Origin of the sequence: Nostoc linckia z4 (genome assembly GCF_002608075.1) — a bacterium.
GTDB classification, from domain to species: domain Bacteria; phylum Cyanobacteriota; class Cyanobacteriia; order Cyanobacteriales; family Nostocaceae; genus Nostoc; species Nostoc linckia.
Genome location: NZ_LAHA01000050.1, coordinates 25,321 through 41,631, shown reverse-complemented (window position 1 = coordinate 41,631; position 16,311 = coordinate 25,321). Strand labels below are relative to the sequence as shown.

At 40.9% G+C, this 16,311-nt stretch carries 17 protein-coding genes; 7 read left to right on the top strand and 10 right to left on the bottom strand.

Annotation, left to right across the window (positions count from 1 at the left end; all coding sequences use genetic code 11):
- Positions 1–231: 231 nt before the first annotated feature.
- A complete protein-coding gene (locus tag VF06_RS28890) occupies positions 232–636 on the top strand; it encodes a response regulator (protein WP_099068291.1) in 405 nt (134 codons plus the stop codon).
- Positions 637–666: 30 nt separating this feature from the next.
- Here the strand turns inward: VF06_RS28890 and cdf31 are convergent, their stop codons facing one another.
- Positions 667–1,566 carry a CDF family zinc efflux transporter Cdf31 gene (gene cdf31 / locus VF06_RS28885; protein WP_099068290.1) on the bottom strand — a complete coding sequence of 300 codons (900 nt, stop codon included), beginning with the start codon at positions 1,564–1,566 and terminating at the stop codon, positions 667–669.
- Between the two features lie 277 nt (positions 1,567–1,843).
- On the opposite strand from cdf31, the gene VF06_RS28880 reads away from it, so the two are divergent.
- Positions 1,844–2,197 carry a hypothetical protein gene (locus VF06_RS28880; RefSeq protein WP_099068289.1) on the top strand — a complete coding sequence of 118 codons (354 nt, stop codon included), beginning with the start codon at positions 1,844–1,846 and terminating at the stop codon, positions 2,195–2,197.
- A gap of 493 nt (positions 2,198–2,690) precedes the next feature.
- Here the strand turns inward: VF06_RS28880 and VF06_RS28875 are convergent, their stop codons facing one another.
- The 3 genes from VF06_RS28875 to VF06_RS28865 all read right to left on the bottom strand — a co-directional run bounded on the left by VF06_RS28875 (position 2,691) and on the right by VF06_RS28865 (position 4,468).
- Entirely contained in the window at positions 2,691–2,927 is a 237-nt protein-coding gene (locus VF06_RS28875) for a DUF4327 family protein (protein ID WP_096537447.1), read from the bottom strand.
- Positions 2,928–3,712: 785 nt separating this feature from the next.
- The gene (gene rbfA / locus VF06_RS28870; RefSeq protein ID WP_099068288.1) at positions 3,713–4,132 is read right to left on the bottom strand and encodes a 30S ribosome-binding factor RbfA; all 420 of its coding nucleotides are present in this window, start codon (positions 4,130–4,132) and stop codon (positions 3,713–3,715) included.
- Between the two features lie 129 nt (positions 4,133–4,261).
- Positions 4,262–4,468, bottom strand: a complete 207-nt coding sequence (locus VF06_RS28865; RefSeq protein WP_099068287.1) for a DUF751 family protein — start codon at positions 4,466–4,468, stop codon at positions 4,262–4,264.
- Between the two features lie 164 nt (positions 4,469–4,632).
- Between VF06_RS28865 and VF06_RS28860 the strand changes: the two genes are divergently transcribed.
- Positions 4,633–5,472 (top strand): DNA adenine methylase, encoded by an 840-nt coding sequence (locus VF06_RS28860; protein ID WP_099068286.1) that lies wholly within the window; start codon positions 4,633–4,635, stop codon positions 5,470–5,472.
- Between the two features lie 325 nt (positions 5,473–5,797).
- Here the strand turns inward: VF06_RS28860 and VF06_RS28855 are convergent, their stop codons facing one another.
- The 4 genes from VF06_RS28855 to VF06_RS28845 form a co-directional block, all read right to left on the bottom strand.
- Positions 5,798–6,274, bottom strand: coding sequence for a PD-(D/E)XK nuclease superfamily protein (locus VF06_RS28855; RefSeq protein ID WP_099068285.1), 477 nt, complete (start codon positions 6,272–6,274; stop codon positions 5,798–5,800).
- A gap of 199 nt (positions 6,275–6,473) precedes the next feature.
- Positions 6,474–7,694, bottom strand: a complete 1,221-nt coding sequence (locus VF06_RS28850) for a HetZ-related protein (RefSeq protein ID WP_099068284.1) — start codon at positions 7,692–7,694, stop codon at positions 6,474–6,476.
- A 31-nt stretch (positions 7,695–7,725) separates the two neighbouring features.
- Complete coding sequence (locus VF06_RS39665) at positions 7,726–7,926, bottom strand: hypothetical protein (protein ID WP_143861644.1); 201 nt, start codon at positions 7,924–7,926, stop codon at positions 7,726–7,728.
- A gap of 152 nt (positions 7,927–8,078) precedes the next feature.
- Positions 8,079–8,738 (bottom strand): L-threonylcarbamoyladenylate synthase, encoded by a 660-nt coding sequence (locus VF06_RS28845; protein WP_099068283.1) that lies wholly within the window; start codon positions 8,736–8,738, stop codon positions 8,079–8,081.
- A gap of 24 nt (positions 8,739–8,762) precedes the next feature.
- Here VF06_RS28845 and VF06_RS42995 point away from each other — a divergent pair, with 24 nt between their 5' ends.
- The gene (locus VF06_RS42995; RefSeq protein WP_257208141.1) at positions 8,763–8,885 is read left to right on the top strand and encodes a hypothetical protein; all 123 of its coding nucleotides are present in this window, start codon (positions 8,763–8,765) and stop codon (positions 8,883–8,885) included.
- Between the two features lie 125 nt (positions 8,886–9,010).
- The gene (gene larC, locus VF06_RS28840; RefSeq protein WP_099068282.1) at positions 9,011–10,300 is read left to right on the top strand and encodes a nickel pincer cofactor biosynthesis protein LarC; all 1,290 of its coding nucleotides are present in this window, start codon (positions 9,011–9,013) and stop codon (positions 10,298–10,300) included.
- 327 nt (positions 10,301–10,627) lie between these two features.
- Here larC and VF06_RS28835 read toward each other — a convergent pair whose 3' ends face one another.
- Positions 10,628–11,191 carry a hypothetical protein gene (locus VF06_RS28835; protein ID WP_099068281.1) on the bottom strand — a complete coding sequence of 188 codons (564 nt, stop codon included), beginning with the start codon at positions 11,189–11,191 and terminating at the stop codon, positions 10,628–10,630.
- Positions 11,192–11,280: 89 nt separating this feature from the next.
- The gene (locus VF06_RS28830) at positions 11,281–11,844 is read right to left on the bottom strand and encodes a DUF6658 family protein (protein ID WP_099068280.1); all 564 of its coding nucleotides are present in this window, start codon (positions 11,842–11,844) and stop codon (positions 11,281–11,283) included.
- Positions 11,845–12,190: 346 nt separating this feature from the next.
- On the opposite strand from VF06_RS28830, the gene VF06_RS28825 reads away from it, so the two are divergent.
- Together VF06_RS28825 and VF06_RS28820 are read left to right on the top strand one after the other, a co-directional pair.
- Positions 12,191–13,108 carry a lysylphosphatidylglycerol synthase domain-containing protein gene (locus tag VF06_RS28825; RefSeq protein WP_099068279.1) on the top strand — a complete coding sequence of 306 codons (918 nt, stop codon included), beginning with the start codon at positions 12,191–12,193 and terminating at the stop codon, positions 13,106–13,108.
- A gap of 231 nt (positions 13,109–13,339) precedes the next feature.
- Positions 13,340–15,937, top strand: coding sequence for a tetratricopeptide repeat protein (locus VF06_RS28820; protein ID WP_099068278.1), 2,598 nt, complete (start codon positions 13,340–13,342; stop codon positions 15,935–15,937).
- Positions 15,938–16,311: the final 374 nt, after the last annotated feature.

Sequence of the window (16,311 nt, the reverse complement as noted above, 5' to 3'; positions counted from 1 at the left end):
CTATTTACTTAAATGAATTTAGACATTTGAAAAAATAAATTCATCTAGACAAGAATATCAATCTCAAAGAAAAATTAGCTGTAACTTGAATAATCTCTCAAAGAGTTGAGTTATTTTCTAGAAAAATAGGCAGGTTCGCAGTAAAATGACCAATGATGTGGCCACTGAGAAAGTAAAACAAGTAGGTCATGAGCAATTAAGTTTTATTCTATCAACTCGAAGGGAAGTGTTATGGAACCTCCTCTCTCTCTTGCTGGCTTAAACATCCTTGTCGTTGATGATGATGAGGACAGCCGCTTCTACGTAACAACTGTATTGGAGGCAGATGGAGCATCCGTCACAGCAGTTGCATCGGCAGCGGCCGCATTAAAAGCACTCCCTCAATTGCAGCCTGATATCTTGATCTGTGATATCGCTATGCCTAATGAAGATGGTTACACACTGATTCGCAAAATCAGAACGCTACAACCAGACATTTACGGCAAACTTCCCGCCATCGCCTTAACCGCCTATGGCGATCGCGAGTACCGTAACACCGCCCTAGAAGCAGGCTTTCAGATGCATGTATCTAAACCAGTAGATCCAAGCGAACTAGTGGCGATCGTTGCAAACTTGGTTAATACTTGTAACAATTAATACAAATTATAGTGATTTTTCCTCTACCCTTTATTCCTTGTTTTCAAAGCTAATTTGCTCAGACTTGTATCCTGGTGGTTCCACGTGAATTAAAATTCTCACTGGACGAAACCGTTCTTCTAATAAGCTTTCCACTTGTTCGGTGATCTGGTGGGCGGTTTGTACATCTGGTGCCTCTACGATTAAATGCATTTCAATGAACACTTGACGACCAACAACACCGCGAGAAGCGATATCATGACAATTGATTACACCAGGAACAGAAGTAGCGATCGCGTGAATTACTTCTGGTGCGATCGCCATTTGGTCTACCAGCCAAGGTAAATTTTCTTTTAAAACTGACCACCCGCTCCAAAATACCAACAAAGCTACAGGAAAAGCTAACACCACATCCATCCATTGATAACCAAGCCAAACTCCGATCAAGCCGCCAATTACAGAAATTGTTACCCAAATATCGCTCATGGTGTGTGTCGCATCAGCAATGAGAATCGGGCTACCTACCCGCCTACCTACACCACGTTCGTAAAACGCAACAAAAATATTTATCCCCAGTACAATCAGTAATAACCACAATTCAGGGAGTGATATTTTCACGAGTTCGCCACCCTTGAGAATTCGCTCAATTGCTCCCTGGAGAATTTCAAAACAAGCTATCCCCAAAAAAGCTGCGATTCCTAATGCTCCCACTGCTTCAAACTTGCTGTGTCCGTAAGGATGCTCGCGATCGGGTTGGGGAGAAGAAAATTTACTCGCAATTAATCCTAAAACGTTGTTGGCACTGTCGGTGACACTATGCAAAGCATCAGCTAATAAACTTAAAGAACCCGTCCAGGAGCCAACTATTGCTTTTAATCCCATTACGAACAGGTTGAGTATTAGGGTGATAATTAAAACTTTTCGTACTTCGGCACGGTTATCGGAAATCATAGATTTTTGATTGCATTAAGTTCTATGACTTCTAATGTAAAACTCAAAACATCAATCAACACAAATAAAATTTATCAAACTCTTACAGATTAAGGATTAATTATCTCTTTAACTAAAAATTTTTATTCATTTTATTGATATTTATTATAAATAATTACCGCTACAAAATAGATAAACATTGATATTAGCTCTGCAAATAAGAGAATATTTTTAGCATTAACATGACTACTTATTCCAGTAACATGAGTAATTACCAATCAGTTTCAATACAAAGCTAATGTCTTCAACTCCTCTAACACTCAACTTAGTTGAAGGTTCTGTGTCCTTCAGTTTTTCTCCCCAAGCAGCACGAGAATTAAAGGCAGCAATAGACCAGTTAATGGAACGCCTCAAGGCTGTCGCTGCTAAACCCACTCCTGGCGGCGCTAAAGCGACTCCCCAACCCCCCCTGGAATATCGTTACACTGGCGAAGTCTTTTTAGAAGTTTTCTGTAATCCAAATATTTGGCCTAGTCCCTTCGCAGCCAAAGTCCTGCTGACTGTTCGTAATATCAACATCCGCATAACTACAGAAGCCGAATTGACTCGCATCATTGATGATATAAATCAGTATTTAGACCAAGTAGGATGAGGGAGATGGGGAGGTAGGGGGAGATGGGGAGGTAGGGGGAGATGGGGAAAAGGTTAAAGGTTAAAGGGAAAAGGAATAAATTTAATCTTTCCCCTTTTCCCCTTTTCCCCTTACCCCTTTCCCTTTTCCCTTTTCCCTTTTCCCTTTTCCCCTTTCCCTTTTCCCTTTTCCCATGCTCCATGCCCCATGCCCCATCCCCATTTCTATAAAAATTACCGGAGCAGTTCACTATTAAGAACCACTCCGGTAAGAGAATCTACATACTAGACTCAAGCTGTAGCACCAAAAATATTGGTTTTGATGCCTAAATTCACCTGAAAACTTGTATAAATTGAGACTCTAATGTTTCCGTATTAAAGAAAGACGCAAGATTCTAGATTGAGCAATGCTTACCAAAAGCCAGAGATTATGCCAGATTGGGCGTCAAATCCTCGTTCGTGAAATCACATCCCAAAAATAAACTCCCAATCTCAAATCTAAAATTAAACATTGATTAGTCGTTGTCCCATTCTTCACGACCAATCAAATCACCAATGCGATCGCGTAACAAAAAGTCACATTTTTCTAGTTCACATTCAACGCAAACCCACTCTCTCGCTGGGATGTATTGGCAGAGTGTATATATTGGCTGTTGTCGGCTGACCATTCCCTTTTGCACCAGTCGGCGTGCTTCGTCTTGGATGACATCCAGAGAGTAGTAATTAATAGAAGGCACCGTATTCACACTCATGGTTTTTACTCACAAATTAACACTTAGATAGTGTTCCCGCTAGCTATTAGGAACAAACATGACAGGGATTTGACTTGTGGCTATGCTTTTGTAGTTTGCTATACGGAACTAATTTCATTTTGACGCTACACATCCTGAAATTATCTCAAGAAATGTTAAGAAAGTCAACAAAAGCTGACATTTCCGAAAAATACGCTTCACAAAACAAAGTCAAAGTAGTTAACTAAACATACTACTGTTGAGATGTGGCTTTTATTCAACGGGTCTAAAAGTTTTGCTATCAGTGCCTTGAGACGTAATTTGGCTAGTGAGAAGAGTAGACAAAGCGATCGCTCACAGATCAAATAATCACCTAAAAGCTGTGTCTAGAAGTGCTGGTATCTATCTGAAGGTAAACAAGATAAGGATATTTAGCAGCAACTAGGGTATAAACTATGGCAAAACTAACGGCTAAATTACACCATGAAGGGTTTTAAGCCAGCGACTATTAACAATTTCTTAAACAAATTCGTAATTACTTGGTTAATTTCAGCGCTGATATTACATGGTTTTTTTTAGATAAACATCTATAGAAGGGGGGATGGGGCAGGGGGATAAGGCGAAAAGGGGAAAAGGTTAAAGGTTAAAGGGAAAAGGAATAAATTTAATCTTTCCCCTTTTCCCAATGCCCAATGCCCATTGCTTATAGTCACATTAAAACAGACGCAATTTGGTCGCGTCTGTAAAGTGTTTGGCGAATTTGCTGAGATCGATTTGTTCTGAAGTTACATTGTTATTTGGGTTACTTATTCTGAAAATTCCTCATCATCTCCATCTGTGCTGTCTTTTACTGGTGTAGAATTTTCTGGCGATCGCTGGTTATTGAGCTGGTTTAATAGTGCCAGTACTTTATTACCACGTTCTATGGAGCGATCTTCCACAAAGATAACCTCTGGTGTACGACGCAGCCGTACCCTAGCACCAAGTTCGCTACGGACAAAACCCGTGGCTGACTTTAAGCCTGCCATTGTTTCTGCCTTGGCTTCATCTGTACCGTAGATGCTGACGTAGATTTTGGCGTGTTGGAGATCGCCGGAAACATCAACATCAGTAACGCTTACCATTCCTGTACCCACACGGTCATCCTTGATGCCGTTGAGTAGCATTTGGCTAACTTCCCGTTTAATCAGTTCAGCAACACGGGAAACGCGGCGATTTGTAGCCATAAAAGTTTAGCCTCCGAAAAGAGGTTGTACGACATGATATAAATGCAAGCTGGGTAGATTTTACCTAGCTGATGGCAGTAACGCCAAAAACAACTGTTTTGAGGGCAGAAGCCACAGCATCACCCTTGTCTAGATTGTACTTAAGCCCAGCATGGCACGTAAGGTAAGAGTCACGAATACTAGACTACTGACAAACAAACCCAAAAGTGCAATTAAGGTGATTGGGCGTTTCAACAGTGGCACTAATGGCGCGAAGGTGTTGAGAAATACCCCTAAGAGGACAGTAATAAAGTAGCGGGGGTAGCGAAAGACGTTATCCCAAAATCCGTCAAACATCTGAATGTAAACTGCCTTGTTATAGACTTACGTTTGTTTTGATATGCTTTATCTACTTAATTGTAATCTATGGCGCTGGAAAATTACTCAGTTAATATAAAATATGCTTCGTCAGTTATATTAACTATATTTAGTAGCAATTATTTCGGTAAAATTTTCAGGAAATGGTTATTCAAATCCCCAAAGAAACTAGTCCGCGTCCATTTTTGAAGTGGGCAGGGGGTAAAAGTAAGTTGATTCAGCAATATATTCCTTATTTTCCTAAGACTTATCAAAATTACTATGAACCATTTTTAGGCGGTGGCGCTGTTTTTTTCTATTTGCAACCACCCACAGCGATTTTAACTGATATTAATGCCGAATTAATTAATACTTATTGCTGTGTTCGAGATAATGTTGAAGAATTAATTCTCCTCCTCAAAGAACATAAAAAACGACATACAAAAGATTATTATTATAGCGTCAGAAACTATTATGGTGGAAATAATTTAGAAAAAGCTGCTCGTTTTATTTATTTGAATAAAACCTGCTTCAATGGTCTTTATCGAGTCAATTCCCAGGGCAATTTCAATGTCCCATTAGGTAGATATGATAATCCCAATATTTGTCCGGAGAATTTATTGAGGCTAGCTAAGCAAGCACTTTCTCAGGCAAAAATTCAACAGGCAGATTTTACACAAGTTCTAAATTATGCAACTAGTAGTGATGACTTTGTATTTTTCGATCCCCCTTATTATCCTATAAGTGAAACTAGCTATTTTACTGCTTATAGTCAAAATTGTTTTAGTACAAAACACCAAGAAATATTGCGAGATACTTGTGCAGAGTTAGCAAGTCGTGGTGTTAAAGTTATGGTATGTAATTCCGATAGTGAATTTATTAAACAAATTTATAGAGAAATCGACTTTAAAACACACACAATTAAAGCAGCGCGTTCCATTAACTCAAACATCAAAAATCGAGGCATAATTGATGAACTATTAATTACGTCTTTTGATAATTAGGAATTCAGGAGTCAGAATTCAGAAATCAGCCAAAATTTTATATAACTGGCAAGTGAATAAATGAAAATAATATTTAATTATCAATAGTAGACTTATTAGAGAAATCGGGAAAAGGGTAAGGGGAAAGGGGGAAAGGTTTGGTATTTTACCTTTACCCACAAGAGTGCAAAAAACACTTTTGCACTCTTGTCTAATAAAGTGTCATATCTTAATCTCAACAAATATCAGATTCTGACTCCTGAATTCTGACTTCTGACTCCTGAATTCTGACTCCTGAATTCTGACTCCTGACTCCTGACTCCTGACTCCTGACTCCTGACTGCTTCTAAAGATTTTTATTCCCCCAAGCAATGAATCTGTCTAAGCTATAAACTGCTAATAAATTGTGGTTATCATTAACTCTTGCTTTTAGCCATTTACTTGCACCTTCTCGCATTCCTTCGCCACCTAGTATGACGATAGTTGGTGCAGGGTAATAATCCTGAATGTTCATATTTAAATAAGGAAACTTTTCATCCACCGAACCAGGACTTTCTTGCCATTTGCACTCGATAATCAAACCAGATGGCATTGCAGGTAAGCCAACAACATAAAAGTCAACCTTTAAATCGGTATGATAAATTCCAGTACCAATATAAACTTCTTTACCATAGCGTTTTGGTAATAAAGCCGCATTTAATACAATTTCTTTGGAGACATAATTCCCGACTTGGAAATAATTATGCCCATTTAAAATTGCTTCTACATTAATTTCTAAAATTCTCCCTGCCTTATTTGCCCGCCCACCTTGAGTCAGAGCCATCCTAAATTCCTCTGCCAAAAGTACTGCTTCTTCTAGGATTCCATAGAAGCAGTAATAAATGGTCAGTGACTAAATATAAATTTTTGTTTAAAGTACAAAAAAATGGTATTTTTGTACTAAAAATACAAATGTATTAATAACAATATTTGTAATAACTTAAATTTAGGTTAGATAAATTTTAGTAATTTTTCCTTGGGCGTCAACCCGTGTGCGCTTGAGTATTACCGTTGCGGATAGCCCATGCTATTTCTAATAATTGAGTCCAGCGCTTTTGTACTTGTTTGGGGGTGCATTTGATGGCTTTGGCGATCGCTTGGTCGCTTTCCCGTGCAGTTTTAAGTTGTAAAATTTGCTGTTGTTGTTCTGTAAGTTGACCGATAAAAATTTCCCATTGTTGGGAAGATAAACCCAACTTTTGCTCCAAACCTGCGCCCAACCATTGATGTACCAATTGCCAATGATGTTGCTTGGCAAACTTTTCTACGTGATATTTAAACCTTTGTTGCAGATAATCGCGCTGACGACTGGTTAAACCGAGAATTTGGTCAATTTCTGGTGCAGAAAGGTCTTGGAGTTTCAGGCTTAAATAGTCCATACAGTCAGATTGACCTTGGGACTCTAAGTATTTCATCAATTCAGCAATGACGCGATCGCGTTCTGATTCTTCCGATGGATCGAAACTGGCTTTGGCAATCATTTGCGATCGCAATTGTTGTACTGCCGAATTCCGTTGATAAGATTCTGCTTCTTCACCCTTAGCAGACTCCACCGCCATTTCAATATCCACAGTAGTTTCTTGGGGCTGACGACGAGCAAAACCCTGGGCCCGCAAAATAATTAATTGCTGATTTGCACCACCAGGTAAATTGATGCGACGTTTGGCGTACTGTTCTGTAAACGCCATATATTCAGCTAATTGCAGCTGAGTACGAGGTGTGTGGTCTTCAGGTAATTCGTTTTCGCGGCGGAAAGCTTTAATTGCTTCAATATAAAATGCTTGTAAAAAATCTTCAATTAAGCTGTAACGAGCGTCAAAACCCAACTCCGAGCCGGATATAGTTACATGGCGGTAAACCATCGCGCCCAAATTGCTATGTAATTCCACCCGTCCTTGTTTGGAACCGAGTTGGTAGTAACGCAAGCACTTTTGCATCCGGTGTCTTGCCAAAGTCATTTGCCAAGACTGAATTTGTCCAGATGTTTGGATACGCGAGCTTTTATCGCAAATGCGTTCTACTTCCTTAACGATGCGCTTTGCTAAAGCTTGCACGCACCTGGGTGCTGCTTTCACTTGTCCTTGCATTTCCTCACACAGCAATTGAACTAAGGTATCACTGCTGCTAGCTGGCAATTCTTCGCCAGAAACATGGTTATCAAAAACTGGTGTAGAGTTTGGTAGATTGGCGACATTAGCTTTCATGAATTTTCCAGGGAGTAGTATTGCACCGTAATTACAACGCAGACACAGCGATAGAGGCTAGTTTTGACTGGTGAATCTTTGGGCATTCATCCATCAACGCTTGCCCCATGTAATGCTCACATCTAAAGCTCATATTTAAAACTGTAGGAAATACGAAAGAATTATAGTTGTGACAATGTGTCGGTTCTTCCACAAACCACCACACTAATGCTAGTAAATGGATACGCAGCATTTCTGCAAATTTGTTAAATGCCTTGCTCTAGAAAGTGTTGCCACCATCCTGTTATACCCACTGCAATCGCCTTTAATTATGACAATTTAAAAACTGGAGTCATTTAAATCACTATTTCCGAAACTAACAAGTGCGCTGATGAAATTTAATCCTTATACCCATGCTGCTGCTGCTTCCCAACCTAACCCCCTCCGTATAATTACTGCTTCATCTCCCGTTAAATCCAAAATTGTAGACACTTCGTACTTAGGTTCTTCGCCCGCATCTACAATTATGTCTACGAATTTGTCCAAACGGTCAAACAGCTCTACCCGCGATTGAATAGTCTCTGGATCGATGCGAACCAAGCCATTATCTGGTTCATCTGGTGGCACGTGTGCGGAAGTTGAGATAATTGGATTGCCCAAGGCTTCCAGCAGAGCCAAACAGACAGTATGGTTTGGGACTCTAATTCCCGTAGTTTTGCGCTTGGGACTTTGCACCAATCGCGGTACTAACTTAGTAGCTGGTAGCAAAAACGTGTATGTACCTGGAATTAAGCGCTTCATAATCCGATAGGCTGTGTCACTTACGAAGGCATAAGTCGCCACATTTGAAAGCGAGGGACATAAAAATGTCAGTGGTTTATCATTTGCTAGCTGCTTAATTTGCCGCACTCGTTCTACCGCCGACTTGGCATTCAAATCACAACCGATGGCATAGACTGTATCAGTAGGGTAAAGCATGACAGCACCACTAGAGAGCGCTGACTTTATCTCCTCTATTCGACGAATTTGAGGATTATCCGGATGAACTGCGAAAATTTTTGCCATAGTGGGGATTGGGGAGATGGGGAGATGGGGAGACTTGTACTGAGCGGAGCCGAAGTATGGGGAGATGGGGAGATGGGAGATGGGGAGACTTGTACTGAGCGGAGCCGAAGTATGGGGAGATGGGGAGATGGGGAGATGGGGAGATGAGGAGATGGGGAGATGAGTTTTTCCCCTCTGCCCTTCCCTCTGCACCTCTGCCTCTTCTGCCCCATGCCCCATGCTCCATACCCAATGACTAATGATTAATGACTAATGACTAATGACTAATAACTATGAATAAAATTGTTTATTTTCAGTGTCCTACAGGAATTTCCGGGGATATGTGTCTGGGTGCTTTGGTGAGTTTGGGTGTTCCTGTGGAGTATTTAATTGAAAAACTCAATGGTTTGGGAATTGAACGGGAATATGAGTTAAAAGCAGAACTTGTGCAACGAAATGGTCAGCAGGCGACTAAAGTCCATGTGGATTTAGTAGACCATCATCATCATCATCATGACCACGAACACACTCATCATCACGGACGCCATCTGCCAGAAATAGAACAGATGATTCTCCAAGCGGGGTTGCCACCACGGGCAGAAGCTTGGAGTTTGGCGGTATTCCGGCAGCTAGCAGTGGCAGAAGGGGCAGTACATGGCATTTCTCCTGAAAAAGTTCATTTTCATGAGGTAGGTGCTGTAGATGCGATTGTGGATATTGTGGGTACTTGCTTGGGGTTGGATTGGTTGGGGATTGAGAGCAATGAAGAAGGATTACCTTTACTGTACTGCTCGGCCTTCCCGACTGGCGGCGGTACTGTGAGGGCGGCGCATGGTCAAATGGCTGTACCAGTACCAGCAGTATTAAAGCTGTGGGAGATGCGGGGTTGCCCAGTTTATAGCAACGGCATTGAACGAGAGCTAGTGACGCCAACGGGTGCCGCGATCGCCACTACCTTAGCCAGAGAATTTGGTTCGCCGCCCCCCATCGCTATCAAGAAAGTAGGATTGGGAGCAGGAACCATAAATTTACCCATCCCCAATATTTTACGCCTCTGGCTGGGCGAAAGCGCAATTTTAGAGTCAAATTTGTCCGATTATCAGGATACTAGCGCCTATGTGGAAACTATATCTGTACTAGAAACCCAAATTGACGATTTAAATCCTCAGGCCATCGGCTATGTGTTTGAGGCTTTGTTTGCGGCTGGTGCGCTGGATGTTTTTACTCAGGCCATCGCCATGAAAAAATCGCGTCCGGGAATTTTGTTGAGTGTTATCTGTCATCCAGAAAATTTACTCAGTTGTGAAGCGGTTATATTCCGCGAAACCACAACATTGGGTATTCGGCGAACTAATCAGCAACGCGCCATCTTACCGCGAGAAATTCAGCAAGTGGAAACTGAGTATGGTAAAGTGCGCGTTAAAGTGGCATGGAAAGAGCGATCGCTAGAAAAAGTTATTGCTAATGTGCAGCCAGAATATGAAGATTGTGCAGAATTAGCCCGAAAACATAACATTCCCTGGCGGGAAGTTCAACGGCTAGCACTACAGAATTGGTATTTGACTAAAACAAAAAGCGAATAGAATTCCTGGCTATAGCAATCTTATTTGAGTTGTGAAAAATTTTAGTAGTGGTCTTTGACTGTTGACTGTCAACGGTCAACAACAGCAAGATTTCACGAATGATTTAGGACTGCTATATACAGACAAAGCCTGCCTTCACACCTAAGGGAAAATTCAAGTTTTAAAACCTGCAAAGGTAGGTTTTGTTTTTAATTCTGATACCTATTCACCAAGTTTTTGAAATTAAAACTCGTCAAAATTCACTATGAATTATGACGAGCGGTGCGTTTATTGTTTCTTGTTAAACTGGATTTTTGCCACCAGTTTAACAACTATTTTTGACTAATTTTAATCAATGTTTCTCACTGTTCTTTTCACGGCGTCACCTGCATCTTCAGCTCCACGCTGAACATTTTTGGTTACATCTTCGGCAGCATTCTGGGTATTACCCTTAATATTTTCAATTCCTCGCTGAGTCCCTTTAGCTACACCTTCGCCGACTTCTTGAACTGAACTGCCAAGATTTTCACCAACGCCTTTGAGTTTATCGCCAACGGGTGTTTTTTGAAGATTCTGGAAAGCTTCTGCTGGATTTTTAACTCCTTTCTCTTCAATGTTTTTCTGAGCATTTCTCACAAGCGCATCAGCTTTATCATTAATTGCCTTTTCATCTTGCGCTCTGGGATCTACATCACTAAAGTTATTTATCCCGCCAGAGGGTGAAGAGAGAGGATAATCTTTTGTGGGATCGTATCGTTCCACATTCGGTGCTTGGTCACGAGGCTGGGGTGGCTGTGTTGCTACTCCTGGAGCAGCGCAAGCTTGTGTCACAAATAGGAACATGCCCGCTAAAAAAACAGTTAAAATTCTCAATGGGCGAATGTTTTTCAACCAAGTACCTACTTTTTTCATATTTCTACTCCTTGCATTTTTGTGACTAAGTTAAACTTCAACTAAGTTGACGTTTGCAATATATTTCAAAAGACAAAATGATGAAAGTTCTATCTGCCTAAGGCTGGATTTCGTTGTAATTCCGGTCTAGCACTTGCTTCATTTCCTTTGTCTTTCAAAAAATCGGAAGCTTCTTCAACAGTTTCTTTCACAGTTCCAAGACGTTCTTTAACGCGAGTTCCTACACTGGGTTCGTTCTGAATCAAACCACCTGGTTCTGGTTGTTGGAAATTCTGGTCTGTGATAAGTGGCAATTCTGCTTCTTTCTTGATTCGACCTACTGGTGTTTCAGCACCAGGATAAAGTATATCCGAATCTCTATTTCCAACATTTGTAGCGATCGATAATGAGCTTGGCTGTAGGCTAGCTTGGTCGCGGTCTTGGTTGTTTCTGAGGTTCGTTACTTTGGAATCGGGATTTCTAGTGTATTTGTCTCCACCATTCTTATAAGGATTATTGGCTCCACCTGCTTGTACAGCAGGATTTTGTGGATTTGCACCTTGAGCATTCCCTGTACTACAAGCAGTGCTAACTATCAACAATAATCCTGCAAGAAAAATTGTTAATATTTGGCGCAGTCGTAGTTTTTTAAAAAAGGCGATCGCAGCTTTCACGTAGTCCTCCTTACCAAAATATTAATAAGCAGAAGTCTTAGCTGAATCATTGGTATTGTTCAGTACGTTATTGTGGTTTGTTTAGTTGGTTAATTTTTGAATAACCTCTATTAAAGATAGGAAGAATAAAACGACTTTTACCTCTAGCGCAGGCCACATTTTAATTAACACAAGAATAATATTTTTATCTAACTCTAGAGAGATATAAAATAATATGCAGTTATCTTCGTAAAAAAAAATACAAAGATATTTTTCGTATTTTTAAATCTCTTGGATATGTAGCTGATATATATTAAGATTTGAAGTATTTGGCTATTGTTAGCCTAACCGTTAAATTACTAATTTCATGAAGCAATTTTTACGTTGGATAATTTTAGGCGGAACACTATTTTTTTTAGGGAAAGCCTTGAAAGATAATTGGGTTCAAGTCACTGCTATCCACATTGATGGGGTAGGATGGGGAATTATGGCGATCGCTACATTCGTCACTTTACTGGCGCATACCTGGGCTGGCTGGATTTGGACTTGGGTTTTGCAAGAGTTAAATCAACCAGTGTCATCTTCCCAGTTCATCCAAGTTTACCTAAAAACTAATATTGCTAAGTATTTACCAGGTAATATTTGGCATTATTACGGCCGAATTCTCGCCGCCAAGAATGCCAATGTTTCTGCCGGTGCAGCCACCTTAAGCGTCTTGCTGGAACCGCTACTGATGGCGACGGCTGCTTTAATCTTAATTATTCTCTTCAGTAGTCAATTTGCTGCCAACAATACCACTGTTGTGATACGACTTGTACAATTGCTGAGTTTAGCTGTGGTGCTTTGTGCAGTTCATCCCCGATTTTTAAATCCAGCCATTCGCTTTTTATACAAACTCAAAGCAAAAAAATCCGATGTTAATACTCAGCCAAGTGTGGTTTTAAGTATCAAACGCTATCCCCTGCGACCTTTATTAGGGGAATTGGGCTTTTTGAGTTTGCGTGGCGTGGGGTTTATTTTAACTGTATTTGCTCTCAATTCTCTTAACTGGAGTCAAATTCCTTTATTGTTAGGCGCTTTTAGTTGCGCTTGGTTGCTAGGTTTAGTGATTCCGGGTGCGCCTGGCGGGTTGGGTGTGTTTGAAGCCACTGCTTATGAACTTTTACGACACCAATTTCCAGCAGCCTTAGTATTTAGTGCGATCGCTCTATATCGCCTCATTAGTATTTTAGCTGAAACTGTCGGTGCTGCCTTGGCTTGCTTCCACGAACGCCTTGACAACTGAAAAGTTTTCAGTCTCCACCATTTGAGACTTTACTAGTAAATAATAGGAAAATCAAACATTCTCCTGCCTAAAGGCGACGAGATTCTACATTCACCTCAGAAGGTCAACTTTGAGCTTAAATCAAACTTACGCGCCAAAATTACTTAAAAAAAGTCTGATAAATTCCGAAATACAGCTTGCATATTTAGTAGTTATCCAGTAAACATTAGCGCCTCAAAGTTAAATCTGGTAATGAACCCGCAAAACAAGCCCAAGAGTCTACAAGATATTCTTAAGCAGCGTCAACAATCGGGTTTTGTAGGTCGTGAAGACCAGGTAAACCAATTTCGTGAAAACTTAGCTTTACCGTTAGAGGATGACCGCCGTCGTTTTTTGTTTAACGTTTGGGGAGAAGGCGGGGTTGGTAAAAGTACACTGTTACGGCAGTTTCGCAAAATTGCTGATGAAGCAAAAATTATCTCGGCTTACATCGATGAAGCTGAGAAAACTTTACCAGAAGTCATGGGGCGTTTAGCCCAGGAGTTAGAACGCCAAGGTTACAAACTACCGCAGTTTACAGAACGCTATAAAGTTTACCGTCAAAAGCGCCACGAATTAGAAACCGATCCTCAAGCTCCTCAAGGTTTTTCGGCATTTGTTGGCAAAACTATGGTCAAAACAGGCGTGCGTCTAGCGCGTCGAGTTCCCGTTAGTGGTGCTGTATTTGATTTTGTAGATGAGGATGCTTTGGCTAGCCAAGCGGGAGAATGGGCATCATACATTGCAAAAAAAATTACCAATAAAGATGAGGTGCGCTTAGTTCAAGAACCTGAACAAGTGCTGACCCCGCTATTTTTGCAAGATATTTTTCAAATTTGTGAGAAAACTGCCATTGCTTTGTTTTTTGATACTTACGAACGCACAGGAGAATTCCTAGATAACTGGCTGCGGGAAATTTTGGACGAACGCTACGGTGAAGTATCTCTCAATATATTGATAACCATTGCCGGTCGCCATGAATTAGATAAAAATCATTGGGCACCTTATGAAGGGTTAATAGTTCGTTTCCCATTGGAACCGTTTACAGAAGAAGAAGCGCAACAATATCTAATTCGCAAAGGCATTACTAACAGTCAGGTTGTAGAAACGATTTTACGCCTTTCTGGGAATTTGCCTCTACTAGTGGGAATGCTAGCAGATGCTCATCCCAATAACCCCAACCAAGTATTTGAGCCTAGCAGCAGTGCTGTAGAAAGATTTTTAAAATGGGTTGATGACTGGAAGCGGCGAGAAGTTGCTCTCGATGCTGCCATTCCTCGGTGTTTGAATCGAGATGTAATAGCTCTATTAAGGGGAGAAAAAGAAGCAGATGAGCTATTTGCTTGGCTCAAAGAAACATCCTTTGTCAACGAACGTACCGATGGCTGGGCTTATCATGATGTGGTGAAAACCCAAATGTTACGCCACAAGCGCCTTTCATCGCCGCAAAGTTGGGGTGAGATACATGGTAAGTTGGCAAACTATTACGACACACTAGGTGATGAATTGCAACTGGAGGAAGTAAAAGCTTGGCGGGATAAAACTTGGCAAAGCCATAAGCTCAATATTTTGTATCACCGCTTATGCCAATCACCACAAAAGTATTTACCTATTGCTCTCAATGAATTCCTTGCTGCTCTCAAAAATCAGCGCACTTTTGCCCAACATTGGGCACAAACAATGCTTCAGGCTGGTAAAGATGTAGACTCTGCTGAAGTTCAGCGTTGGGGGGAGCAACTAGCCAATTGGTTAAAAGCCTATGAAGACAAAAATTATGAAGCTGCTGCCCAAATGCTCACAACACTGTTGAGCGATGCTAGTCTTGAAGACAAATGGCGTGCAGTAGCTCTAGATTGGCGTAGTTATATTTACTCTCAATTTAATCAATACTCAAAAGCTTTAGAAGATTTAACCCAGGCGATAAATTTAGTGCCTCAAGAAGTTGAGTATTTAACAGTTAGAGGTATGACTTACTGCCAAATGCAGTGTTACCAAGAAGCACTGCAAGATTTTAACCGTGTTATTAAGCTTAACTCAAATTATCAATGGGCGATCGCCAATCGCGGTATCGCTTACCGCCTCATGAAACGCTTTCAAGAAGCACTGCAAGACTTTAATCGTGCCATTGAACTTGACCCCAATGACCAATGGGCATTGGCACACCGAGGTGTAATTTACCGCTTTATGCAACGTTACCCTGAATCACTGCAAGACTTAAACCACGCCATTCAACTCGATGCCAATTCTGTATGGGCGATCGCTAGTCGCGCTGATACTTATCGGTGTATGCAACGTTACAATGAGGCATTACAAGACTTTAACCGTGTTATTGAGCTTGATAGCAATTTCCAATGGAAACGAGCCACGGGATTTAGGGGTTTTACTTACCAAAGAATGCATCGCTACCATGAAGCACCCCAAAATTTAGACCGCGCCATTGTACTTAACTCAAATTATCAAGATGATTGGTATTTGTATGGGCGTGCTTTAACTTACCTAGCCCTTAACCAACTAGATAAAGCACGAACTGACTTAGCGCTTGCAATGAAGCTTGCTAAAGAACATTACGAAAAAGATCCGAAAAACTGGCGTAATAGCTTTAACTTAGCTCTTTACTATTTGGTTGCTCAATATCATCAACCAGCAGAACAGTTATATCGATATACCTTATCTCAAAGTGCTTCCTTAGATATCCGTGTAGCAATCCAAGACCTGAATGACTTTTTAACTGTGTTCCCTGACCACATACAGGCTACATCTATGCGAGAGTTGTTGCAATCTTCTCTACAGCAAGGGACTGGGGACTGGTGACTGGGAACTGGGTGAAAAGTCTTTTTGTGTCTACGAATTAATAATTAGTTAACTAACTGCCATTTGTCGCCAATTTACCCAGACACTTCAAAATACCCAAGACTGTACATAATATCATGTCCGCTTGATTACTTATAAAACAATACGCTTGGGTTAAGAAAGATCCTCTGTGAAGGTAAGGGAACAGGGAAAAGGGAACAGGGGAAAGAAAAAACAGGCTGATCTGAACTGTATTGACTTATAAAACCTGAAAAAACCCAAAGAGCCAAAGCTACGCTTTGTCTCTCCTCCCCGAAGTTCGGGGGGATTAAGGGGTGGGGTGCAATGGCTGTGGGAATCATACCTGTTGCCCATTTGCTATTCCCTCTCCCAAA